Origin of the sequence: Serratia liquefaciens (assembly GCF_027594825.1) — a bacterium.
GTDB classification, from domain to species: Bacteria; Pseudomonadota; Gammaproteobacteria; order Enterobacterales; family Enterobacteriaceae; genus Serratia; species Serratia liquefaciens_A.
Window position 1 is genome coordinate 4,505,017 of record NZ_CP088930.1, and the last position, 21,531, is coordinate 4,526,547.

Genomic DNA, 21,531 nt, shown 5'->3' on the forward strand with positions numbered 1-21,531 from the left:
TTCCAATACTAAAAATCTTAAATAAGTTATTTATTCAAAACACAATAGTTACCTTACTTAATTGATATTTTAATCCGGTGAGTTTTACCTGCCAGGAGAATAAGGCCTGCCTGTTTCTCTGGGTGATGCACGTCTGCGTGTGGGCGCTGCGTGCAGAAAAAATAAAATGAAAAGCACTTGTTTGCTAAATCATCTGCCAGAAGGATTTTACCCCTATGCTGTTACGATTCAGTCAGTTAAACACCCACAGCCGCGCTGAGTTGAGCGCGATAGAAAATGCCGTTGCCATGATCGTATTTAAACCCGATGGTACCGTGCTGCGCGCTAACGATTTATTTCTAAAAACGATGGGATTTCAACGACAGGAAGTTATCGGCCAGCATCACCGCCTCTTTTGTTCCCCGGAATATGTCGCCAGCCCGGCATACCGCAAACACTGGGATATGTTAAATAATGGCCAGCCCATTACCGATAATATAAAACGCATTCGCAAAGACGGAGAGGCCGTGTGGCTGCAGGGCACCTATACCCCTGTCATGAATAAACAGGGGCGGGTGGTGGAGATCGTCAAGATCGCCAGCGTTGTGACGGAGCGCATCACCCAGGCACAGGAGCATCGGAGCCTGCTGTCGGCGCTAAACCGTTCGATGGCAATGATCACCTTTGACGCGCAGGGCAAGATCCTTGCCGCCAACGACAATATGCTGAAATTGATGGGATACCGAATCGAGGAGGCGCGTGGGCAAGCGCATGCGGTGCTCTGCCCACCCGAGTTTGCCCACTCTGACGATTACCACCAGCATTGGCGACGTCTCGCTCGGGGCGAGTTTATCACCGGGCGTTTTGAACGAGTGAACCGACGCGGAGAGCGAGTATGGCTGGAGGCCAGCTACAACCCGATCATCGACGATGACGGACAAGTGGTGAAGGTGGTGAAAATCGCTCAGGACATCACCCAACAGATGATCCAGCAGCAGCACGAAGAAGAAATGGTACGTAATGCGCACCATCTATCGTTGGATACCGACAGAACTGCGGCGCAGGGAGCGGTGATCGTTCAGCAGGCCGTGGCGGGCATGCAACAGGTTGAAGCAGCTGCGCGCGATACTTCCGCGGTGGTAAGTGAACTGGGCATTGGTTCACAGCAGATAGGTACCATGGTGGAGGCCATCCGCAAAATCGCCTCTCAAACCAACCTGTTGGCGATTAACGCTTCGATTGAGGCTGCACATGCGGGCGAGCACGGGAGAGGATTTGCCGTTGTCGCCAATGAAGTGCGAACCCTGGCGGAGCAGTCTCGTCAGGCGGCGACCGAAATTGAACGTATCACCCAAGCCATTCAGCAGGGGGTAGCGGCGGCCATCGCCGGGATGGCCGTCTGTGTGGAACAGGCTGGCGGTGGCGTAGCGTTGACGCACGATGCCGGTGAAGTGATTAATCGGGTGAACGTTGGTATGCAGGATGTGGTGAAACTGATGCAGACGTTTACCACGGTGCAGCAGGGGGAAACCGCCCATTGAGGCAACAGGCGCTAGCTTGCAATGGGCAGGTTAGCGCCTCTTATCTGCGCATTACAATCTTGAAAATGGACCAACCCCGCCCCGCTAGACGAATTGCCCGTCCCGTGAACCAAGTGGAGGCAAGCCCCACACATTGCTGGAACAGTTGATTTTTCAGTATATTAAAGTGGCACCAGACTCGGGTGGGCCGCCTGATAGGCGGTGAATGGAAAAATCCCTCGGAGATAAGTGATGAAGAAAATAGCCGCCTGCACACTGGCGCTGCTCGCGGTGATGCTGGGGTGGATCCTCTATGCCAATGACTATCAATTTGTCGCCGAACCCATTGCGTTGAATGCGGGCGGCAATCGGCTTACCGGTTCGTTAGTCTTGCCGAAAAAAATGTCGGGTAAGCCGGGTGTCATTGTCTTTATTCATGGTGATGGTCCGGCCAACGCGGATTTGGATGAAGGTTATTACAGTCTTTGGGAAACCATGGCTGAACAAGGGTACGCCGTTTTGGCCTTCGACAAGGCGGGTGTTGGAGGATCTTCCGGCAACTGGCTACATCAAACCCTGCGAGACAGGGCCAAGGAAGCGGTCGACATTATTGATTGGGCAAGAAACGATGGGCGATTTAATTCACGATGCATCGGGCTGTGGGGCGCCAGTCAGGCCGGTTGGGTGATGCCTGAAATTGTCGCCGAACGACCGGATGTCGCCTTCACGCTGGCGGTGGCGCCAGCGATTAACTGGCTTCGCCAGGGGCGCTATAACACTCGGGCGGAAATGGTGGCTGCGGGGAAAACGGAGTCAGAGATTAAGGCGCGTGAGGCTCAGGACCGACGTTTGCTGTTACTGCTCAGTCAGCCCGACGGCTATGCGCAGTATCGCAAAACTTATGGCGATTCGGTGACCATCAGCGCCGATCGTTGGCAGTTTATTCGCGCCAATATGGCCAGTGATGCCACTGATGCATTGCGTAACTTCAAAACGCCGGTGCACCTGATCGTCGGAGGACGCGATCTTAACGTGGACGTCGATGAAACCGAACGTGTCTACCGGCAGAATATCGCTGCCAATTTGCTGACGGTAACCCGTGTCGAGCCTGCCGATCATAAGATGTTAAAACCGCTGTTTGCTCGTCACCCGGGGCTGATCAATGTAGTCGGCCTGTTCGCTCCGCGATCGCTTCAAGACCCTGCTTATCTGCAGGACGTGGCGGCCTTCCTTGGCGCTCAGCCTTGTAGCAAAGGATCTTAATCGTCATTGCGCCGCAGGCTGTTCGCCAGCGTTTTCGGCGTAAGAAAGTTGAATGGCCTGCTGCGGCATGGCGATACCGGCTTGGTCAAAATGTATTTTGACCAGGCGGTCGAGGGCATATTGCACCACCCACTGCTTTAACGCCTGGGTGCGCACGGTCACCCGGGTGGTGAAGGAGCGATCGCCCAGCGCCACTACGCCGTTGAACACCGGCTCACCCACCAGAAAATGCTTCACCTGCTCGTCTTGTTTCAATGCGGCGACGGCCTGATGCAGCACCTCATGAACATGATCGATATCTTCGTCACGGCTGACGCTGTAGTTGGCGCGGTAGACGCCAAATTCGCGGGCGTAGTTTGCCAGCGTCGTGATCGAAGAAAAGGGGACGATATGATACACGCCGTAATCGTCCCGCAGGCCGATTGAACGGATAGTCATGCGCTCTACCGTACCGGTAATGCCGCTGACGGTTACGTACTCGCCGGTATTCATGCCGTTCTCAAACTGAATGAATACGCCGGTGATCACGTCCTTGACCAGCGTTTGCGCGCCAAAACTGATGGCCAATCCCAGCGCTCCGGCCCCGGCCAGCAGCGGCGCAATGTTAATCCCCACCTGCGACAGCACAATCATAATGGTAATGGTGCTGATAACGATGGCCAGCACGTTACGAAACAGCGTTAGCAGCGTGCGTTCGCGCGCGCTGGGACGGATGCCGTTGCTCAACTCCAGCGCCAGTCGATGCTCGATAACGCTGGCCATCAGGGTCCAGCTGATAACCGCAATCACCAGAATCAGCAGGATATGTACCAGTCCGCCGACGATTTTTTCCCCGTTTTCGCTGCTTGCCCACTGGTAAAGGTTGATCAGATGCCAGGCGTCAAACAGCAGTAGCGTGACCGTCAGTACCACCATCACCCGCAATATTTTCAACCCATTGGGAATATAGGAATTAATACGCCGTTCCAGCATCGGATAGCGCCGGTTGACATCATCCGGCAGCGAAATCCGGCGGAAAATCCAGCGGGTCAGTTGGCCGGAGATCAACGCACCGACGCCGATAACCACCAGGCTTTTCACCGTTGCGGTCATCATAAAGTTCAGGCTGTTGCCAATATCAAACTGCGACAGCGCAAACAGCACCAGGAAATAAGCGATCGCCAGCAGGTGCCAGACGTGGCCCAAACCGCGCAGAATGATGCTGAAGAACGCCATCGATCGTTCGGCCAGCAGGTTTATCTGGAGTTGTATCGGCTTACGGTTACGCAGGATCAACGCCAGTGCGTATAACGTCAGTGCCAGCATGATGACCAGATTGGCTGCGGCGGCTGCAGGGTAACTGATCTGTGTCGCCACTACCGGCACCACCACCATCAGGCCGTAGCCGATCAGGCCACTTAGCCAGGCAAGGCGCGTATTCCAGTAATGGGCGACGGCATCGGAGAACGCAAAAGGACGCAGGTAATCGAAATTCGGTGCAAAAATCAGCCGCAGCACCGCCTTGAAGAATTCGATCACCGCGAAGGCGCTAAGAAACAGGGTTTGCAGCCGCAATATGGTGGCGTTGTCGGCGTGAACATGGCGGGCAAACAGGTTGCCGGCAGTTAGCGCCAGCAACAACACCAGCAAATCGATAGCGAAGGCGCCGAGGATCGCCGTTGGCAGTTTGTACCACGAATCATGCTGCAGTTTGGCGTTGTGCCCCCAGTTGCCGATGCGTTTGTATAGCGGGCGGATTATCCGGCGGATCAGATGGAAGAGGGCGAAGGTCAGCGCAACCGTCAGCAGAAAATAGCCCAAAGCCCGAAAGAAAACGTCCGGATGGAAAGTGCGTTTGGGCCCAGAGTCGATCAGCTTTTGCCTCGAGTTTAATTTCTTGTCGAGGGTGCTAAGGCCGTCCTGAGCCAGGCTGGTCAGGTTGTCACTCAGTGAGTCGGATGGCTTAGGCGTCTCGGTTTTGGGCTGCTGCGCAGTGGAAGATTCGCCAGCGGCCTGCCTGAGGTGGCTAATCAGCCCGGCACGGGCTTTGTCGTCTTGCAGAATGTCTGCGAGCGCGGCGTAAGAGGCTTTTTGCTGCTCTGTTTGGGAACTGGCATCGGTATTCTGTGCGGGCTGCGCCGCAGCCTGCGGGGAAAGGGCGCAGGTTATCAGCAGTAGCAGCAGGGGGAACAGCTGTTCTCGCAGATGAGAACCGAATCGGGAGTATGCGGTGGCGGGCATGTATCCTCTCTTGGGGCTCTGTAAATCGGCGGATTAAATACAAATGTTAAGAAAAACAAAGAATATAGTAGGAAATGAAGAGAGGCAGGGAGTGATAACGCGTGCTAAATAGAAACGGCGGACCTGAAACAGGTCCGCCGTTGAGCAGGGTAAATCAGGATACGTGCTGCAAGAACTCCTGCAAGCGCGGGCTTGGCGGGTGATTGATCAGGTCATGCGGGTTGCCGTCTTCTGCAATCCGGCCCTTATCAATAAAGATCAGCCGCGAAGCCACTTTTTCGGCAAAGCCGACTTCGTGGGTAACGATGACCATGGTCATGCCTTCTTCGGCCAGATCCTGCATAACCTTCAGCACTTCATGACGCAGTTCCGGGTCAAGTGCGGAGGTCGGTTCGTCAAACAGCATCATTTTCGGTTTGACTGCCAGAGCACGGGCGATGGCCACGCGCTGCTGTTGACCGCCGGAAAGTTCGGAGGGGTAGTGATGGGCACGTTCCGCCAGGCCGACTTTGGCCAGCAGTTCACGCGCCAGTTTTTCCGCATCCGACTTTTTCAAACCGCGAACGCGAATGGGGCCAAAGGCGACGTTTTCCAAAGCGGTCAGGTGTGGGAACAGGTAAAACTGCTGGAATACCATGCCGGCTTCCTGACGGATCAGGCGATCGTCAACCTTGGGATCGTTAGCTTTCAGACCATCGACGATCAGATCGCCGCTGGTGATCTCTTCCAGCTTGTTGATGCAGCGCAGCAGCGTGGATTTGCCGGAGCCGGACGGCCCGATAATCACCACCACTTCACCCTGATTAATTTTCAGGTCGATATTGTGCAGCACCTGGGTTTGCCCAAAATGCTTGGAGACGTTTTTAAATTCAATCACAGGATTTTCATCCTTCTTTCCAGACGACGCAGCACGAAGCTCAGCACCAGGGTAATAATCAGATAAATAACCGCCACGGCGCTCCAGATTTCCAGCGCGCGGAAGTTGCCGGCAATAATTTCCTGGCCCTGACGGGTCAGTTCCGCCACGCCGATCACGATAAACAGCGAGGTATCTTTAATGCTGATGATCCACTGGTTACCCAGCGGCGGCAGCATACGGCGCAGCGCCAGCGGCATGATGACATAACGGATGGTCTCGCGGCGCGACAGACCCAACGCCAGGCCTGCTTCACGGAAGCCGCTGTGGATCGACAACACGGCACCGCGGGTGATTTCCGCAATGTAGGCGCCGGAGTTGATCATAATGGTGACCACCGCCGCGCTAAAGGGATCGATGCGCAAATCGCTAAAAGCCATCGGCAGGGCGAAGTAGATAAACATTACCTGCACCACGATAGGCGTGCCGCGGATAACTTCGATGAATACCAGGGCGACATGGTTGGCAATCCAACCGCCGTAGGTACGGGCAAAACCGGCAACGAGGCCGATGATCAGGCCGCCAATCAGACCGAGGACCGAAATCCAGAGGGTCATTTTGGCGCCTTCTAACAGGATAGGGATGGCGGGCCAGATGGCGCTCCAGTCGAACTGCATGGTGTTTTCTCCCGGTGATCCCAAACGTGGGAATCAGATACAACAAAGCGCAGGGGCTAAGGCACCACCCCTGTGCTTAAGTGAATCAGTGACTGATTGCATCCGTTATTTAGGTTCGGTACCGAACCATTTTTTGTAGATTTCGTTGTAGGTGCCGTTGTCGCGCAGCGTTTTCAGCGCGCCATTCACCTTCACGCGCAGTTCGTCACTGCCTTTAGGGAAGGCGATGCCGTATTGCTGTGCTTCCAGCGAATCGCCAACGGTTTTGAACTTGCCGGCGCCGGCGGTTTTAATGAAGTACAGAATGTTTGGCGTGTCGTGCAGCACCGCGTCAGCGCGCTTGGTGCCCAGTTCCATATAGGCGTTGTCGATGTTCGGGAACTGACGCAGGTCTTTGGTTTTGATGTGCTGCTTGGCGTAATCCACGGAGCCGGTGCCACTCTTCACCGCCACCACTTTGCCGTTCAGATCGTCAATGCCCTTGATGCTGTCGTCGTTGGCGTTAACCATCACCAGCAGGCCGCTTTTGTAGTAGCCGTCAGAGAATTCGATGGCTTTTTTACGTTCTTCGGTAATGGTGATGCCGGCCAGCGCCAGATCGATATTTTTGGTTTGCAGTGCCGGGATGATGCCGCTGAAATCCATCGGCTTCAGGGTGTAATCCAGTTTCAGTTCTTTGGCGATAGCGGCCCACAGGTCGATATCGAAACCAACGTATTTATCGCCTTGTTTGAATTCAAAGGGAACGAATGCGGTATCGGTAGCGACGACCAGTTTGTCTGCTGCGTGGGAGCTTACGGCAAAGGCCAGCGAAAGTGCGGCCAGGGAGACTTTAAAAATTGACTTCATGAGAGGAATTTCCTGTACAGGTTGCGGATTACCCATTTTTTATATTGCAGTTGGTGCCATGAAAAAATCGTGCCATGTTTTCAACTACTATAAAAACAAAGAGTTGTGGTGTGATGTTGAGTCTGAAGGTCGAATTATTATTTTTATGCACCAAATTGAGGCCCCAAAATAGTGCTTTTGGCGTCCTGTTGGTGCACGGGTCTATCATTAACCAAATAATGGGGCTGAAACAACCGATAGTTAACGGTTTCGCTTCAATATTGATAACTAACTCTAACTTTTATGCCGCAAGGTTGTTGCATTTGGTGCAGGAGTGTTCTGTCAGAGAGGTCAGGAGGGGATATTTTGCGTTGATAAGCTCAACGCAGCTGGCTGTCTTTACTGCCGCGACGGTTATACAAACTGCTCGCCGCCCGCTTTTTATCCAGCTCGGTTTGGCAGGCCAGGCAATAACGCACGCCTTTCAGCGCCTGCCGCCGGGCCAACGGGATTTCTTCCCCGCATTCCTGGCAGTAATGCTCACTTTCCCCTTGACCCAGCGCCTGTCTTGCACGCTGTACGGCATCGTCGACGGTGGAGTCAATTTGATCTTGCACGGCACCGTCTGCCGCCCATCCGCTTGCCATGATCACCTCGCTTGTGTTGAGCCTTCGTCAGTTCGTTTTATCTACTATGGGCTGTTTTTTGAGCAATTCAAGCGGCGCAAAAGAAAAACAGGCTGGGGCAAAGCCCGCAGCCTGTTCAATCCCGCAATGCGGAACGCTTTGATTGTCTGTCGCGCAGATTTATTCGATGTTGGACTCGATAAACCACAGGAACTTGTCCAGATCGCGTGAAGCTGCGGTGAACATATCCGCGGTATCTTCATCGGCGACTTCTGTGATGGCCTTGCGAATGTCGTTCGCCGCCACACCGTAGCGATCGGCCAGCGCTTTCAGGTGTTCCTGCACGCTGTGGATGTTGGTTGGATAGCTTTTCAGCGGAGTCTTGTCGTTCACGACCTGCACGGTACCCAATGCCACGCCGCCCAACTGCACCACGCGCTCGGCAAAAGTGTCCAGGTGATCGATGATGGCGGTGCGGAACCCGTCCAGCATTTCATGCACGGCAATGAAGTTGGCACCACGCATGTTCCAGTGTGCCTGCTTGGTGATCAACGACAGGTCGGTAAATTGAACAACCTGATGGTTCAACGCCTTGATGGCTTCCAGTTTGGTTTTTTCGTCCATGTCATTACGAGTGTAAAGCAGCTCAGAAGATTTCGTTTTCACCAGTTTAGCGGTACTCATATCAGATATCCTCTCGTTAGTTCGTTGTCCTATTTTTGTTACGGGGATAATTATAGCAGCGATATAGCATTTTGCAGGCCGAAAATGGCTATCGGATAGATAGGCTATAACGAATTGAAAATTAACTCCAGTAAGGGTAAGGTTATATGGATATATTTATTTTTATCTCAATTAGATGAATTGTAAGGGTATTTATTGGTATCTTCTCGCGGAAGTGGTTCCGCAGAGTAATAATTTCAGAAAGGTGTTTAATAACCATTATCATTTATATTTTTTATAAAGATTACGCATTCTGATTCATTTTTATTTCATTTTATTAATTGCCTGCTAATTCATATTGATAGACGAATAACATCCCGCTAAGCTATTTCCCCCCATTTCAGAATTCGCTCCCATGAAAATTAACGTCGTTGGAACCAGTGGCAGTGGCAAAAGTACGGTGGCGCGCCAGCTAGCGGCAAAGTTTGCGCTGCCTCATATCGAGCTGGACAAGCTGTTTTGGCGCCCGCAATGGCAGGGGACACCCGATGACGAGTTTTTGGCGCAGCTAGCGCAGGCGCTGGCCGCGGCAGAGTCCGGCTGGGTGCTTGACGGCAATTACAGTCGAACCAAAACGATTAAATGGGAAAGCGTTGATTGGGTGGTGTGGGTAGATTACGGCTTCTGTCGTACGTTGTTTCAGGCGGTGCGTCGTGCCGCTACACGTGCATGGCAAGGTACCGAGTTGTGGCCCGGCACCGGTAACCGCGAGAGCTTCCGCCGTTCCTTTTTCAGCCGTGATTCCATCGTTTTATGGACCATCAAAACCTACCGTAAAAACCGGGCCGGCTACCTTGCGGACATGAACGATGCCCGGTATCGACATATCCGCTTTATCCAGTTGCGCTCTCCTGAGCAGGCGGCGAGGTTTATACGCGCTTTGCCCCAGCACTGAGCGATGAGAAGCCGGCCATCCAGACAGACCGGCCGGTTACAGCAGCAGGGTGTAATGCACGCTTATCACCGCTTTTTTGATTGGCATCGGCGCATTTAGTTGGCAAGCGACTTTGTGCGGCTCATGAGGCAAAAATATGGCGTACATGCCGGGAAACATTGCCAGCGTCTGGCGGTGACGTTTGATCTCCAGCAGTTGCACATCGTGCAGTTCGTCATAAGGCAACTCACTTTGCCAATCCCCCGGCAAACCATAATCAATGCGTTCTTCGCCGCTAAGGAGCAAATGGATGACGGCATATTCCTGGTGCAGCTCTGCACGCCTGGTTTCCGCTGGCCCGGTGGTTAGCGTCATCACTTCCATAAAGATCTTCTCACCCTTTATCTCATGCCGCTCCAGTGCCAGCTCGGCGAGATCGTATTGACGCACAGCGGTGAGGGTCTCAACCAGTATCGGTGACAGCCCACGGCCATAGCGTGGGTTAAACAGAGTGTTATAAATCACTTTAATTCTCCATGTGGCAACCCTGCCGGGTTGATTCCATAACAACGTGGGGGGACTGCCGGGAAAAGTATGCCTGTTTGCCAGTGTGAAAACAGTTAACCCGCCTGCATTCCGCTTTGGGCAAATGCAGGCGTAGCCAATGCTCAGGACAGGTTTTCGATTTGCGGTTTGGGTTTGATGGTCAGGGTCGCCCCCATGGAGGCGGTAATGATCGCTGCCAGCGCCAACCATTGAATCGTCGTCAGGTGTTCGTTCAGGAACAGCATGCCGGAAAGCGCAGCCAGTGCCGGTTCCAGGCTCATCAATGTGCCGAAAGTCCGCGCCGGTATTTTTGGCAACGCGATAATTTCGAGCGAGTAGGGCAGCGCGGTGGAGAGGATAGCTACGGCCAGTGCGACCGGCAGGATATCAACGTTCAGCAGTGCGCTGCCGGCTTGCCAGGCGCCAATCGGGCAAAACACCACGGCGGCAATCAGTGACCCCACCGCGACGGTACCCGGCCCGTGGTCGCCACCGGCTTTCTGGCCGCAGATAATGTAGACCGCCCAGCAGGCACCTGCACCCAGTGCACAGGCGGCGCCGAAGGGATCGATGCTGCCCATGTCATGGCCCAACGGCAGCAGGAACCAGAGCCCGGCGATCGCCAGTGCCACCCACAAAAAGTCAATCGCGCGGCGTGAAGAGAACATGGCGACCGCCAGCGGGCCGGTGAACTCCAATGCCACGGCGATGCCGAGCGGCAGAGTGCGCAGGGAAAGATAGAACAGGTAATTCATCGCGCCCAGCGCCAGGCCGTAAATGAACAACGGTAACCGGCTCCCGGCGGCAAATCGCATGCGCCACGGGCGGAAGATAATAAAGAGGATCAGCGTGCCGATACTCAAACGCAGCGTGGTGATGCCTTCTGCGCCGACCAGCGGGAACAGGCTTTTGGCCAGAGAGGCACCGCTTTGGATGGAGACCATAGCGATGATCAACAGGCAGATTGGCAGCAGCGTAGAAGACGCTTTTGCGGTTGCGGAGGAAGACATCCTTTAGAGCCTTTTATGCATTTCCCAGGATTTGGGAAGAGGTCGATGTTTGGATGACGGCAGTGTAAATGAATTGCGGTAAATGTGTCTGAGAAAAGCATTTTCAACGAAAAAAAGCGCTGGCTTACGGTGCCAGAACGGCTTTTATGGTCAAAAAGTGCGCTTTTTTTAAGAATTGTCTGGATATTAAATAGGTGATTCTTATCACAGAAACGCGTAGAATGCGGCTCGAAAATAGAGCGAAAAGAAGAAGATACACTGTTCTTGAAATCTAATGTTACACGATATAAAGCATTAGACACTCATTTTAAGGCAGAGTTTCACGCTAATTTTTGTTATATTTTCAATGCATGAACAAATGGATTTACTTAAAAATATAACGCGTTTGAGGTGGTTATGAAAAAAATTGCATGTCTTTCCGCAGTAGCAGCCTGTGTCTTAGCAGTAACCGCAGGTACCGCATTCGCTGGTCAGAGCACCGTATCCGCTGGCTATGCGCAGGGTGATCTCCAAGGCGTTGCTAACAAAGCCGACGGTTTCAACCTGAAATACCGTTACGAGTTCGACAACAACCCACTGGGTGTTATCGGTTCCTTTACCCACGTAGAGAAGAACGGTTCTGAGAACGGTTACTACGGTAAAGCTCAGTACAACTCTATCACTGCCGGTCCAGCTTACCGCTTCAACGACTGGGCAAGCATCTACGGTGTAGTGGGTGTTGGTTACGGTAAAAACATCGACAACGCTCAAAACGGTTCCGACCGTAACGGCAGCAGCGACTACGGCTTCACCTACGGTGCTGGCCTGCAGTTCAACCCAATCCAGGACGTAGCGCTGGACGTTGGTTACGAGCAGAGCCGTATCCGCAGCGTTGACGTTGGTATCTGGAGCGTTGGCGTAGGCTACCGTTTCTAAGATTTCTCCATGCCTGCGGGCATGAGCATGTGGCGCAGTCAGCCACATCAGATAAAAATCCGCCTTCGGGCGGATTTTTTTTGCCAGTCATTCGGCGTCGGTCACTTGCCCAGTTTCTGTGCCGGCTCAGATGAAAAACGCGCGCTACGGGCATCTCGCTCATAGCCTTGCGGCTGCGTAAGAATGTCGTACAGGGCCGGTCGACGACCGTGGATCCAGCGACGGCCCGTACTGAGCGGGATCAGCGACAAATCAAGCGTGGCCGTGACCATCTTGTCTTCTGCTGCCCAGGTTTCCGCCAGAATGCGGCCGTAGGGGTCGAGGATCATCGCATTGCCGGTTCGCACTTCGTCATCGTCACGTCCCACCCCGTTGCTGAATAACACAAACAACCCATTGTCATGAGCACGTGCCGGGAGCCAGCGCATCAGCCAGCCACGCCCGTGTTCGCCCCGAAAAGCTGCCTCTATCGCCGCCGGATCCTCCTGCCGCCGTTGCCAAATTTCCAGAGGGATCGGCTTCATGCCGTGCGGGCTACGTGAATGAGTACCGCCGGTCTGATGCGGCGCCAACAACACCTCTGCCCCCAGCAATGCGGTCGCACGGACATTCTCCACCAGGTTATTGTCCCAACAGATCAGCACCCCCATTCGGATACCCCATGGGGTGTCGAATACGGTGAAACTGTCGCCGCTGGCTATCGCCGGGTGTTCAAAAGCATGCAGTTTACGGTGAACGTGAAGTTTGCCGTCGGGCAGGCAGACGGCGTAGGCATTGTAATATTTGCCGTCCTCTCCCAGTTCAATCAGTCCGACGCCAATCGCCATGTTATAGCGTTCGGCCTGCGGGCGAATACGCGCCAGTGAAGGGCTGTCGGCGATGGGCTCTGCCAGTGCGCCAATTTCGCCGGCGCTGAGGTGGCGTACGTGCCAATAGCCGGTGATGCACATTTCCGGGAAGGTCAGCAGTTGGATCTGTTCGGCGGCGGCGCGGGTGATAAAGCCCTCGATCACCGACAGGTTGTAGTTTTTATCATTGGCGCGATGCTGAAATTGCACCGTCGCGGCGCGTAAAGAGTTTGTCATAGGATTACCTTTTGGCTGTTATCTGGCGTTGATTACAGCAAAGCCATTGATTACTGTATAATCAATTAAATTCCTTTTTTGATAACTGAATGGAATGGATATACGACAACTACGCGCCTTCGTGGTGCTGGCCGAACAGGGCAATTATCGCGTGGCGGCGGAGCGGTTATGCATCACCCAGCCGGCGCTGAGCAAACAGATCCAGACGCTGGAAACGCTGCTGGGCGCCCGTTTGTTTAACCGTGGTCGCCAGGGAGCGCAACTGACCGCCGGCGGCCAACGGCTCTATCCCGAGGCGCTGACGTTAGTTGGTCAGCATCAGCAGTTTCAGCAGCGAGCCTTGCAGGTGGTCAAGGGGGAGGCAGGGCGGTTGGCGATCGGCTTTGGCCTGTCCAGCTTTCATCTGGCTCCGCAACTGGTGGCTGCTTTCCGTCATCGTTTTCCCGAGGTTGCCGTAGGCCTGGAAGATCTGCCTTCGGAGCGGCAATACCAGTTGCTATTGCAGGGGGAACTGCAGGTGGGATTCGTGCGATTGCCTGTCAGTACGCCGTTGCGTGCCAGTGCGCTGCTGAGTGACAGATTGGTGCTGGCGGCGCCCTCGGCGCTGGCCCTGCGGGCGGAGAATATCATGGCGCAATTCAATACCTTGCCGCTGTTACAGTTGACGCCCAAGCGTGGACGCGGGCTGAGCGACCAGTCGCTGCGGTTTATTGCCGCCCATCAACTGGCACCCAACGTGGTACAGCAGGCCGGGGATATTCAAACCTTGCTGGCGCTGGTTGCCGCCGGCATTGGCGTTGCTCTGCTGCCGCACAGCGTCACGCATATTGCGCCGGCGGGCATCGATATTCTGCCGCTGAGCGGCGAACAGACCCAATGGCAAGTCGGTATCGCCTGGAACCCGCAGCAGCCTGATGCGCTGCGGGATAACTTTGTTCAGGTGGCTTTGGCTACCGCGTCGGGTCAGGTTGCCGGCTCATAGCGGGCAGTGCATCACCAGGATCGGGTTTTGATGGTACTCGCTGCGATGGCTTTCGCGGAAACCGACTTTCTTCGCCAGTGCCAGGGAGGGCTGATTTTCCGGTGAGATAATGCATACCGCCTTATTGCCCGGTAAATGGTCTTTTCCCCAGGCCAAAGCCGCGCGCAGCGCTTCGGTGGCATAGCCTTTACCCTGTGCCGAGGTCACCAGCGTCCAGCCCATTTCTGGGGCATCAAGCGCCGGATGGATATCGCGCTGAAAGTCGGAAAAACCGATGCCGCCAAGGTAAGCGCCGCTGACTTTATCGCGCACTGCCCAGTAGCCATAACCCAGCAACGCCCAGTGGCCTACATAGCGCATCAGGCGGCCCCAGGAGTCTTCACGATCCCTCGGCGTGCCGCCGATATAACGTACCACTTCAGGATCGGCCCACATGGCGGCCAACGAATCAAAGTCGTCCAGCGTATGTGCATCAAGGCGTAAACGTTCGGTAAGCAACAGCGGTGCGGTTGTGATAAGAGGCATTATGTTTTCCTGCACAGAGCGAGAGGCGGTCTGTGCAGTATGCCAGAGAAATTACACCGCCAGCCACAGTAACCAGGTGAACAGGAAACCGCTCAGGCCGAGGATTGTCGTCAGTACCGTCCAGGTTTTCAGACCATCGGCGACCGAAAGTCCGAGGTATTTGGTGACGATCCAAAAGCCGGAGTCATTCACGTGCGACAAACCCAGACCGCCGAAGCAGGTGGCAAGGGTGACCAACACCAGCTGTAGCGGATTCAGCCCGATAACCGCTTCCGACAGCAGGCCACCGGTCGTCAGGATAGCCACGGTGGCGGACCCCTGAGAGGCGCGCAGCGCCAACGAAATGATAAAAGCGGCCGGGATCAACGGCAGGCCGATGGTGGTCAGCACATCGGCCAATGCCTTGCCCACACCCGACTCCACCAGGACTTTACCGAATACGCCACCGGCACCGGTGACCAGGATCACCACGGCGGCGGTCGGCAGCGCGCCCCCCATGACGTCGCTGGTGTGTTGCAGGCTCCAGCCGCGACGGATGGCCAGGAAGTAGAATGCCAGCAAGAGAGCAATCATCAAGGCCACCGAGGGAGAGCCGAGCAGCGAAAGCGTATCTCGCAGCGCGGAACCCGGTTCAAGTAACGTGGCTGAAACGGTGCCCAGCATGATGATGGCGATAGGGATCACGATCAACGCCGCCACCAACCCGGCGCCAGGCGGATTGATGCGGTCGCTCAATGGCGCCTTGCCTTCCGGTGCCGGTTCAGGGGCCGCCAGCTGCAGCTGTTCCAGTACCTCAATCGACAGGGGATAAGTTTTGCGATTCAAATGCTTGGCAGCGAAATAGCCGATAACCCCCACCGGAATGCAAATCGCGAGACCGATAATGGTCAGCCAACCAATGTCGGCGTTCAGCAGCCCGGCTGCGGCAACCGGCCCCGGATGGGGAGGCAGGGCGACGTGCACCGCCAGCATCACGCCGGCCATCGGCAGGCCGAACTTCAGCGGCGAAACTTTAGCGACCTTGGCAAAACCGTAGATGATCGGCGCCAGGATGATAAAGCCGACGTCGAAAAAGACCGGAATGCCGAGAATAAACGCGGCAATGGTCAGGGCGGCCACGGTATGTTTCGGCCCCAAAGCTTTGCTGAAGCGCTGGGCCAGAGATTCGGCACCGCCAGAATGTTCGATCATCCGGCCGAGCATAGCGCCCAGGCCGATGATAATGGTCACCGAACCCAGTACGCCGCCCATACCTGCGGTCATCACCTTCATCACTTCGCCGGTAGGAATGCCGCTGGCCAACGCCACCAGCAGGCTGACCACCAGCAAGGCGACAAAGGGCTGGATCTTGGCCTTGATGACCATCAGCAAGAGCAGCACCACACCTAATACGGCAATCATCAAAAGCAGAGAGGTAGACATGAAATAGCCTTTAATCGGGTAAGAGTCAGGCACCGCGATCGCCGGCTGGCGATACGGGTACGTTTAATTTTTATGTTTTGGTAATCCCTGGGTTGGCGGAGCGCCTTACTGGTAAGGTCTTAGCCAATTAAGCCCGGCGGCGGTATCGCCACGGGGTCGGTATTCACAGCCTATCCAGCCTTGATAGCCGAGGGTATCCAGTTGCTCGAACAGCCACGGATAATTCAGTTCGCCGTCGTCCGGTTCATGCCGCTCCGGCACCGAGGCAATCTGAATATGTGCGTAGCAACCGGCCAGCGAGCGCATCAGCCCGCTGATATTGCCGTCCACCAGTTGAGCATGGAAAAAGTCGAACTGAACGAAGACGTTAGGATGGTTGATGGCTTCGACCAATTCTGCCGCCTGGTGTTGACTGGAGAACAGATAATGCGGCTTCACCTGCGGGCTGAGCGCTTCAATCAGCACCTTAACGCCGTGCCTGGCGAAGCGGTCTGCGGCATAGCGAATATTGTCGATAAAGGTAGCGCGATAGCGCTGCCAGTCCTCCCCCGGAGGAACGACGCCGGCCATTACGTGCACGTTGGGGCAGTTAAGCGCAATGGCGTAAGTCAGGGCACGATCGATATCCGCACGCGCATCCTGCTCGCGGCCTGGTATTGCCGCCAGCCCCCACTCACCGGCTTCGGCATTGCCCGGCGCAGTATTGAACAGCACCTGCTGCAAACTGTTGCTACGCAGCTTTTCTGCCAGCAGTTCGGCAGAATAGTCATAGGGGAACAGGAACTCCACGGCTTGAAAACCCTGTGCGGCGGCGGCCTCGAACCTTTCCAAAAACGGCAGTTCGTTAAACATCATCGATAAATTGGCGGCAAACTTAGGCATGGTTCAGCTCCGTAGCTCGGTAATTTCGTCATCGGTCAAATAGCGTATTGGGCGGTCGCCGAGGGTGAAAATCAGCCTGGCGGCATCTTCCATCTCTTCGGTATTATCTGCTGCCGCCCGCAGATCCTTGCCCGTCACTACCGGGCCGTGATTGGCCAGCAAAAAAGCGCGATGGGTCGGCGCCAGTTTCGCCAGATCCTCCGCCAGCCGCAGATCGCCGGGGCGGTAGTAAGGTACCACCGGCACCTTGCCGACCCGCATCACCACATAAGGGGTGAAGGGTTTGATGGCGTTTTCCACGTCCAGCCCTTGCAGACAGGACAGGGCCGTGAGGTAAGTGCAGTGCAGGTGCACCACCGCTTTGCACTCCGGGTTATTCAGATACAGCGCGCGGTGAAAGCTGATCTCTTTCGAGGGTTTGTCGCCGGACAGCCATTCGCCGCTCAGGCTGACTTTCGACAGCCGCTCGGTTTGCAGTTCGCCCAGGCAGGATCCGGTCGGGGTTGCCAGCAGCGTGCCGTCCGCCAGCAACAGCGAAAGGTTGCCGGCAGACCCGGTGGCGTAACCGCGCTGAAAGAAGGAGGCCCCCAGACGCACCATCTCTTCGCGCGCCTGTTGTTCGATCATCATTGTCATAATGGGAATTCCGTTTGTGCCCGGGCGAAAAAGTTTTCATCGCCAAAATTGCCCGATTTAAGGGCCAGTGAAACCGGTTGTTCGATGGCGCGAACCCAGGGTACGCCGGGAGAGATACAGGGGCCGATGTGGAAACCACGAATGCCCAGCGCCTGGGTCACTACGCCAGAAGTTTCGCCACCGGCAACGATAAAGCGACGGTACCCTGATTGCTGGAGCTGTTGTACCACCCCGGCAAACAGTGACTCCACTGCCTGACTGGCGGCAGCCATGCCATATCGTTGCTGAACCTGCTGCAGTTTCTCCGGTTCGGCGGTAGCGTACAGCAGCGGGGCCAGCGGGGCATTTTGCTGCCGCTGTACCCAGTCGGCCAGTTCTGTAACATAGGCCGCGCGGTCAGATTCGGTAAGGCAACGCGCCACGTCGATAGCCATGGCCGGTGCCTGTTGACGGTATCGCGCGACCTGTCGATTGGTCATGACGGAGCAGGAGCCGGACAGGACCACGGCTTTTTCCCCTTGCGGAGCCCCCGCGGCCTGCGGACGGTCTTGTCCCGGCTGAGCCCATTGACGTGCGAGACCGATGGCCAGGCCCGATCCGCCGGTCACCAGCTTCATATTTTTCAGCGCGGCAGCCTGGGTCAGCAAATGCTGCTCATTCAGCGTATCCAGTACCGCATATCGTACGCCTTGTTGCGCCAGCTGTTGCAGCTTGTCGGACACCGCTTCGGCACCGCAATCCATTTCTGCGGCCGTCACCAGCCCGCAGTGCCCCTGAGCCTGCGCTTCCATCAGCCGTAGCAGGTTGCTGTCGGTCATCGGCGTCACCGGGTGATGGCGCATACCGGACTCCGACAGCAGTTGATCCAACACAAACAGATAGCCCTGATACACAGTCCGGCCGTTGACCGGCAGCGCCGGGGAAATCACCGTTTGGCTTTCGCCCAGAGCATCAAGCAGGGCATCGGTTACCGGGCCGATATTGCCCTGCGCGGTGCTGTCGAAGGTTGAGCAATATTTGAAGTAGAATTGCCGGCAGCCCTGGCGCTGCAGCCATGCCAACGCCAGCAACGACTGTTCGATGGCCTGCGATGGCGCACAGGATCTTGATTTCAGACTGATGACGACCGCCTGCGCTTCAACCGGCATGTCATCATGCGGTACGCCGTTTAGCTGCACCGTCGACAGGCCGTTTTCCACCAGAAAGCTGGCAATGTCGGTCGCACCGGTAAAATCATCTGCAATTACGCCGAGCAGCATTATGCGTTCGCCTTCTTCTGCGGCAGGTCGATGCCAGTGAAGATCTTGATCACTGCGCTGTCGTCCTCTTTACCAAAACCGGCATTGCTGGCGGCGGTAAACATATTGAAAGCGGTAGATGCCAGCGGCAACGGGAAGTGCAGCGCTTTGGCGGTATCGGTCACCAGTCCCAGATCCTTCACGAAGATATCCACCGCCGATTTGGGAGCATAGTCGCCGTCAACCACGTGACGCATACGGTTCTCGAACATCCATGAATTGCCGGCGGCGTGGGTGACGACGTCGTACATGACGTCCAGGGGAATACCGGCCCGGGCAGCCAGCGCCATGGCCTCGGCTCCGGCGGCGATATGTACCCCAGCCAGCAGTTGGTGGATGATTTTTACCGTAGCGCCCAGTCCAACCTCTTCGCCAATGCGATAGACCTTGCCGGCAATGGCGTCCAGCACCGGTTGCAATTGTTGGAATGTAGATTCTGCGCCGGATGCCATCACCGTTATCTGGCCCTCAGCCGCCTTGGCCGCGCCGCCAGAAACCGGGGCATCCAACATGTTCAGTCCGAGCGCCAGCAGCTGTTGTTCGATCTGCCTGGCATCGGCGGCGGAGAGGGTGGAAGAGACCATGACCGGCGTATTGGGCTTTAGCTTTGCCGCCAGGCCGTTCTCGCCAAACAGGATCTGCTTCACCTGAGCAGCGTTCACCACCAGCAGCAGCAAGGCATCCAAATCGGCAGCGAAATCGTCTGCACGGGTAGCCGCCTGCTTTGCCCCAGCCTGTTGCAATGTCGCCAGTGCCTGCGGGTTAAGATCGACACCGTAGGTTGTCAGTCCGGCGTTAATGCACGACTTCGCCGCCCCCATTCCCATGGAACCTAACCCTACGACGCAAACTGCAAAATCCCCTGGCTGTGTCATTTGGTACCTCTTGTTAATTTTAGTGATAATTTGTTTTGTTGTGTTAAATATAAGCGGATTGTGACGCAGAGTCAGCGATCGTTATCACAATTATTAACAATTCATGCAGCCTATAAACTTCCTATACAAGAGACGCTTTTAGACTTATCTCACTGTTTTAAAATAGGTAAAATAAATTACTGATATCATGACCGACTTCACGGCCTGCAAAAAGGCCGCTTTCTTCGAACGAAATTTGACGTAAAATCACAATTATTATCACTGCGGTAAAAGAGAGGGAACCGTGATACCTGTAGAACGCCATCAGCAAATTTTAGCGCTGGTATCAGAACGCGGGGTGGTCAGCATTGCCGAATTGACCGAGAGGCTGGGCGTATCGCATATGACGATTCGCCGCGATCTGCAAAAGCTGGAGGAGCAGGGCGCGGTACTGGCGGTGTCAGGGGGCGTGCAGTCCGCAGAACGGGTGGCGATTGAACCTTCGCATCAGGATAAGGAAGGGATGTACAGCCAACAGAAAGCGGCCATCGGTCAGTTGGCTGCCCGGCAGGTCCCCCCCAACAGCTGCATTTATTTGGACGCGGGCACCACTACGCTGGCATTGGCAAAGCACCTCAGTGAGCGCGAAGATCTGACGGTGGTCACTAATGATTTTGTGATTGCGGGCTATCTGATAGAACACAGCCAGTGCAAGATCATTCACACCGGCGGCACCGTATGCCGCGAGAACCGTTCCTGCGTTGGTGAAGCGGCGGCTCAGGCGCTACGCGGGTTGTTTATCGATTTGGCGTTTATTTCCGCTTCATCATGGAGCATGCGCGGCCTGTCGACGCCCAATGAAGACAAGGTGATGGTGAAGAAAGCCATCGTTGATGCCAGCCGTCGCTGCATTTTGCTCAGCGACACCTCAAAATACGGCAAAATAGCCACCTATCTGGCGCTGCCGATGGCGGTATTTGACGCGATTATTACCGATGACAATCTGCCTGCCGCAGCGCGTGAGGCAATCCTGCAGGCGGATATCACGCTGATGACAACCGGGGAGTAAAACTGACCATAACCCCGTAGGGGGTTATGTTGTTTTGTTGGTGGGAGAAGCGGTGATGACCGGCCCTGGTTCAACCAGACGGCCTCGTTCACGCCACTCCTGGCATCTTTGTTCCCACCAGGCCTCCTGAAAATCTTTGATGGCCTGAAGACGCTGTTCTCTGAAAATCGCCGTTTCTTCCTTAGGCACTTCCAGTACCTTATGTTTCGATGACATATAGTCCGTCCTCTACAAGATCCGCTCTGTACAGGCAGTGTACAGAGTGGGCGTGTTTTTTCAACAAACGATCATAGATTCTGGCAAGAGCTGGTCTGAGGGGAACACAGAGGAGAACCCTGGCCTGACTTTGCGTTTTGAATCGAAAAATAGCCTCACCAATGCCGCTGGCGAAAAAGTAATCACGTTCATACAAGCTGTATTCCATCATGCTGTAGGTATCAAACTGAGAGCGTTTATTCATATCGCAAGCAGCTAACGCTTTGATATCATAAAATTCAATTAAATAAGTGTGATCTAAAATTTTTGGGTGAGTATAAACATCCACGAACCATAGTCGCATTTCCTGCGTTATCTTTTTGAAATCTAGATAATATTTTGCGGTCAAATTGTCGTTTTTTCTGACGGTTATTTGATATCTGCACTCAGTAGTTTGTTCTACGCCTACCTCCGTGATATCAATCTCCATAATAAAATCCTTTTTATTATTACTTTTCCTATAGTTACCTTCCTTGTCTTGGCGAG

23 protein-coding genes are annotated in these 21,531 nt (G+C 54.9%); 6 read left to right on the forward strand and 17 right to left on the reverse strand.

Features of this window, described 5'->3' with window-relative positions; all coding sequences use genetic code 11:
• Positions 1–215: 215 nt before the first annotated feature.
• Entirely contained in the window at positions 216–1,520 is a 1,305-nt protein-coding gene (locus tag LQ945_RS20805; protein ID WP_270101633.1) for a methyl-accepting chemotaxis protein, read from the forward strand.
• Between the two features lie 231 nt (positions 1,521–1,751).
• The gene (locus tag LQ945_RS20810) at positions 1,752–2,762 is read left to right on the forward strand and encodes an alpha/beta hydrolase family protein (protein ID WP_270101634.1); all 1,011 of its coding nucleotides are present in this window, start codon (positions 1,752–1,754) and stop codon (positions 2,760–2,762) included.
• Between the two features lie 3 nt (positions 2,763–2,765).
• Here the strand turns inward: LQ945_RS20810 and ybiO are convergent, their stop codons facing one another.
• The 6 genes from ybiO to dps all read right to left on the reverse strand — a co-directional run bounded on the left by ybiO (position 2,766) and on the right by dps (position 8,653).
• Complete coding sequence (ybiO, locus tag LQ945_RS20815) at positions 2,766–4,982, reverse strand: mechanosensitive channel protein (RefSeq protein WP_270101635.1); 2,217 nt, start codon at positions 4,980–4,982, stop codon at positions 2,766–2,768.
• A gap of 154 nt (positions 4,983–5,136) precedes the next feature.
• On the reverse strand, positions 5,137–5,859 hold the full coding sequence (gene glnQ / locus LQ945_RS20820; RefSeq protein WP_020825913.1) for a glutamine ABC transporter ATP-binding protein GlnQ: 723 nt from the start codon (positions 5,857–5,859) through the stop codon (positions 5,137–5,139).
• Positions 5,856–6,515 (reverse strand): glutamine ABC transporter permease GlnP, encoded by a 660-nt coding sequence (gene glnP / locus LQ945_RS20825; protein ID WP_012005911.1) that lies wholly within the window; start codon positions 6,513–6,515, stop codon positions 5,856–5,858. The genes glnQ and glnP overlap by 4 nt, the downstream gene beginning before the upstream one ends.
• 105 nt (positions 6,516–6,620) lie before the next feature.
• Positions 6,621–7,364, reverse strand: coding sequence for a glutamine ABC transporter substrate-binding protein GlnH (glnH, locus tag LQ945_RS20830; protein ID WP_020825915.1), 744 nt, complete (start codon positions 7,362–7,364; stop codon positions 6,621–6,623).
• A 359-nt stretch (positions 7,365–7,723) separates the two neighbouring features.
• Positions 7,724–7,990 (reverse strand): DksA/TraR family C4-type zinc finger protein, encoded by a 267-nt coding sequence (locus LQ945_RS20835; protein ID WP_044549215.1) that lies wholly within the window; start codon positions 7,988–7,990, stop codon positions 7,724–7,726.
• A 159-nt stretch (positions 7,991–8,149) separates the two neighbouring features.
• Positions 8,150–8,653, reverse strand: coding sequence for a DNA starvation/stationary phase protection protein Dps (dps, locus tag LQ945_RS20840; RefSeq protein ID WP_020825918.1), 504 nt, complete (start codon positions 8,651–8,653; stop codon positions 8,150–8,152).
• 394 nt (positions 8,654–9,047) lie between these two features.
• Here dps and LQ945_RS20845 point away from each other — a divergent pair, with 394 nt between their 5' ends.
• Positions 9,048–9,587 carry an adenylate kinase gene (locus tag LQ945_RS20845; RefSeq protein ID WP_044549217.1) on the forward strand — a complete coding sequence of 180 codons (540 nt, stop codon included), beginning with the start codon at positions 9,048–9,050 and terminating at the stop codon, positions 9,585–9,587.
• A gap of 36 nt (positions 9,588–9,623) precedes the next feature.
• On the opposite strand, the gene LQ945_RS20850 is transcribed toward LQ945_RS20845, so the two are convergent.
• Positions 9,624–10,091: a YhcH/YjgK/YiaL family protein gene (locus LQ945_RS20850; protein WP_270101636.1), complete on the reverse strand. Its 468-nt coding sequence runs from the start codon at positions 10,089–10,091 to the stop codon at positions 9,624–9,626.
• 143 nt (positions 10,092–10,234) lie between these two features.
• Entirely contained in the window at positions 10,235–11,122 is an 888-nt protein-coding gene (rhtA, locus tag LQ945_RS20855; RefSeq protein ID WP_044549221.1) for a threonine/homoserine exporter RhtA, read from the reverse strand.
• 396 nt (positions 11,123–11,518) lie between these two features.
• Between rhtA and ompX the strand changes: the two genes are divergently transcribed.
• A complete protein-coding gene (ompX, locus tag LQ945_RS20860; RefSeq protein ID WP_012005917.1) occupies positions 11,519–12,037 on the forward strand; it encodes an outer membrane protein OmpX in 519 nt (172 codons plus the stop codon).
• A gap of 101 nt (positions 12,038–12,138) precedes the next feature.
• On the opposite strand, the gene LQ945_RS20865 is transcribed toward ompX, so the two are convergent.
• Positions 12,139–13,122, reverse strand: coding sequence for a nitrilase family protein (locus LQ945_RS20865; protein ID WP_270101637.1), 984 nt, complete (start codon positions 13,120–13,122; stop codon positions 12,139–12,141).
• A 94-nt stretch (positions 13,123–13,216) separates the two neighbouring features.
• On the opposite strand from LQ945_RS20865, the gene LQ945_RS20870 reads away from it, so the two are divergent.
• Positions 13,217–14,104, forward strand: coding sequence for a LysR family transcriptional regulator (locus LQ945_RS20870; protein ID WP_270101638.1), 888 nt, complete (start codon positions 13,217–13,219; stop codon positions 14,102–14,104).
• Here LQ945_RS20870 and LQ945_RS20875 read toward each other — a convergent pair.
• From LQ945_RS20875 to ltnD, 6 genes are all read right to left on the reverse strand, one after another.
• The gene (locus LQ945_RS20875; protein WP_269934254.1) at positions 14,099–14,629 is read right to left on the reverse strand and encodes a GNAT family N-acetyltransferase; all 531 of its coding nucleotides are present in this window, start codon (positions 14,627–14,629) and stop codon (positions 14,099–14,101) included. The two genes, LQ945_RS20870 and LQ945_RS20875, sit on opposite strands and share 6 nt — an antisense overlap.
• Before the next feature lie 51 nt (positions 14,630–14,680).
• A complete protein-coding gene (locus tag LQ945_RS20880) occupies positions 14,681–16,051 on the reverse strand; it encodes a GntP family transporter (protein WP_270101639.1) in 1,371 nt (456 codons plus the stop codon).
• Between the two features lie 105 nt (positions 16,052–16,156).
• On the reverse strand, positions 16,157–16,933 hold the full coding sequence (locus tag LQ945_RS20885) for an HPr family phosphocarrier protein (protein ID WP_269934253.1): 777 nt from the start codon (positions 16,931–16,933) through the stop codon (positions 16,157–16,159).
• A gap of 3 nt (positions 16,934–16,936) precedes the next feature.
• Entirely contained in the window at positions 16,937–17,560 is a 624-nt protein-coding gene (otnC, locus tag LQ945_RS20890; RefSeq protein WP_269934436.1) for a 3-oxo-tetronate 4-phosphate decarboxylase, read from the reverse strand.
• Between the two features lie 5 nt (positions 17,561–17,565).
• A complete protein-coding gene (otnK, locus tag LQ945_RS20895) occupies positions 17,566–18,828 on the reverse strand; it encodes a 3-oxo-tetronate kinase (protein ID WP_269934252.1) in 1,263 nt (420 codons plus the stop codon).
• Entirely contained in the window at positions 18,828–19,742 is a 915-nt protein-coding gene (ltnD, locus tag LQ945_RS20900) for an L-threonate dehydrogenase (protein WP_269934251.1), read from the reverse strand. Before ltnD ends, otnK begins: the two co-directional genes overlap by 1 nt.
• A gap of 283 nt (positions 19,743–20,025) precedes the next feature.
• Between ltnD and ygbI the strand changes: the two genes are divergently transcribed.
• Positions 20,026–20,790 (forward strand): DNA-binding transcriptional repressor YgbI, encoded by a 765-nt coding sequence (ygbI, locus tag LQ945_RS20905; protein ID WP_262240260.1) that lies wholly within the window; start codon positions 20,026–20,028, stop codon positions 20,788–20,790.
• Positions 20,791–20,814: 24 nt separating this feature from the next.
• Here ygbI and LQ945_RS20910 read toward each other — a convergent pair whose 3' ends face one another.
• Positions 20,815–21,006, reverse strand: coding sequence for a hypothetical protein (locus tag LQ945_RS20910; RefSeq protein ID WP_270101640.1), 192 nt, complete (start codon positions 21,004–21,006; stop codon positions 20,815–20,817).
• On the reverse strand, positions 20,990–21,475 hold the full coding sequence (locus tag LQ945_RS20915; RefSeq protein WP_270101641.1) for a hypothetical protein: 486 nt from the start codon (positions 21,473–21,475) through the stop codon (positions 20,990–20,992). The genes LQ945_RS20910 and LQ945_RS20915 overlap by 17 nt, the downstream gene beginning before the upstream one ends.
• Positions 21,476–21,531 lie beyond the last annotated feature (56 nt).

What these genes read in the sequence shown, in the direction of transcription:
- ompX (WP_012005917.1), top strand. Translation starts at nt 11,519, where the DNA reads ATGAAAAAAATTGCATGTCTTTCCGCAGTAGCAGCCTGTGTCTTAGCA.
- LQ945_RS20880 (WP_270101639.1), bottom strand. Translation starts at nt 16,051, where the DNA reads ATGTCTACCTCTCTGCTTTTGATGATTGCCGTATTAGGTGTGGTGCTG.
- LQ945_RS20915 (WP_270101641.1), bottom strand. Translation starts at nt 21,475, where the DNA reads ATGGAGATTGATATCACGGAGGTAGGCGTAGAACAAACTACTGAGTGC.
- LQ945_RS20885 (WP_269934253.1), bottom strand. Translation starts at nt 16,933, where the DNA reads ATGCCTAAGTTTGCCGCCAATTTATCGATGATGTTTAACGAACTGCCG.
- LQ945_RS20805 (WP_270101633.1), top strand. Translation starts at nt 216, where the DNA reads ATGCTGTTACGATTCAGTCAGTTAAACACCCACAGCCGCGCTGAGTTG.
- LQ945_RS20910 (WP_270101640.1), bottom strand. Translation starts at nt 21,006, where the DNA reads ATGTCATCGAAACATAAGGTACTGGAAGTGCCTAAGGAAGAAACGGCG.
- LQ945_RS20845 (WP_044549217.1), top strand. Translation starts at nt 9,048, where the DNA reads ATGAAAATTAACGTCGTTGGAACCAGTGGCAGTGGCAAAAGTACGGTG.
- LQ945_RS20810 (WP_270101634.1), top strand. Translation starts at nt 1,752, where the DNA reads ATGAAGAAAATAGCCGCCTGCACACTGGCGCTGCTCGCGGTGATGCTG.
- LQ945_RS20870 (WP_270101638.1), top strand. Translation starts at nt 13,217, where the DNA reads ATGGATATACGACAACTACGCGCCTTCGTGGTGCTGGCCGAACAGGGC.
- ybiO (WP_270101635.1), bottom strand. Translation starts at nt 4,982, where the DNA reads ATGCCCGCCACCGCATACTCCCGATTCGGTTCTCATCTGCGAGAACAG.
- LQ945_RS20835 (WP_044549215.1), bottom strand. Translation starts at nt 7,990, where the DNA reads ATGGCAAGCGGATGGGCGGCAGACGGTGCCGTGCAAGATCAAATTGAC.
- LQ945_RS20875 (WP_269934254.1), bottom strand. Translation starts at nt 14,629, where the DNA reads ATGCCTCTTATCACAACCGCACCGCTGTTGCTTACCGAACGTTTACGC.
- ltnD (WP_269934251.1), bottom strand. Translation starts at nt 19,742, where the DNA reads ATGACACAGCCAGGGGATTTTGCAGTTTGCGTCGTAGGGTTAGGTTCC.
- rhtA (WP_044549221.1), bottom strand. Translation starts at nt 11,122, where the DNA reads ATGTCTTCCTCCGCAACCGCAAAAGCGTCTTCTACGCTGCTGCCAATC.
- LQ945_RS20865 (WP_270101637.1), bottom strand. Translation starts at nt 13,122, where the DNA reads ATGACAAACTCTTTACGCGCCGCGACGGTGCAATTTCAGCATCGCGCC.
- otnK (WP_269934252.1), bottom strand. Translation starts at nt 18,828, where the DNA reads ATGCTGCTCGGCGTAATTGCAGATGATTTTACCGGTGCGACCGACATT.
- glnH (WP_020825915.1), bottom strand. Translation starts at nt 7,364, where the DNA reads ATGAAGTCAATTTTTAAAGTCTCCCTGGCCGCACTTTCGCTGGCCTTT.
- otnC (WP_269934436.1), bottom strand. Translation starts at nt 17,560, where the DNA reads ATGATCGAACAACAGGCGCGCGAAGAGATGGTGCGTCTGGGGGCCTCC.
- dps (WP_020825918.1), bottom strand. Translation starts at nt 8,653, where the DNA reads ATGAGTACCGCTAAACTGGTGAAAACGAAATCTTCTGAGCTGCTTTAC.
- glnP (WP_012005911.1), bottom strand. Translation starts at nt 6,515, where the DNA reads ATGCAGTTCGACTGGAGCGCCATCTGGCCCGCCATCCCTATCCTGTTA.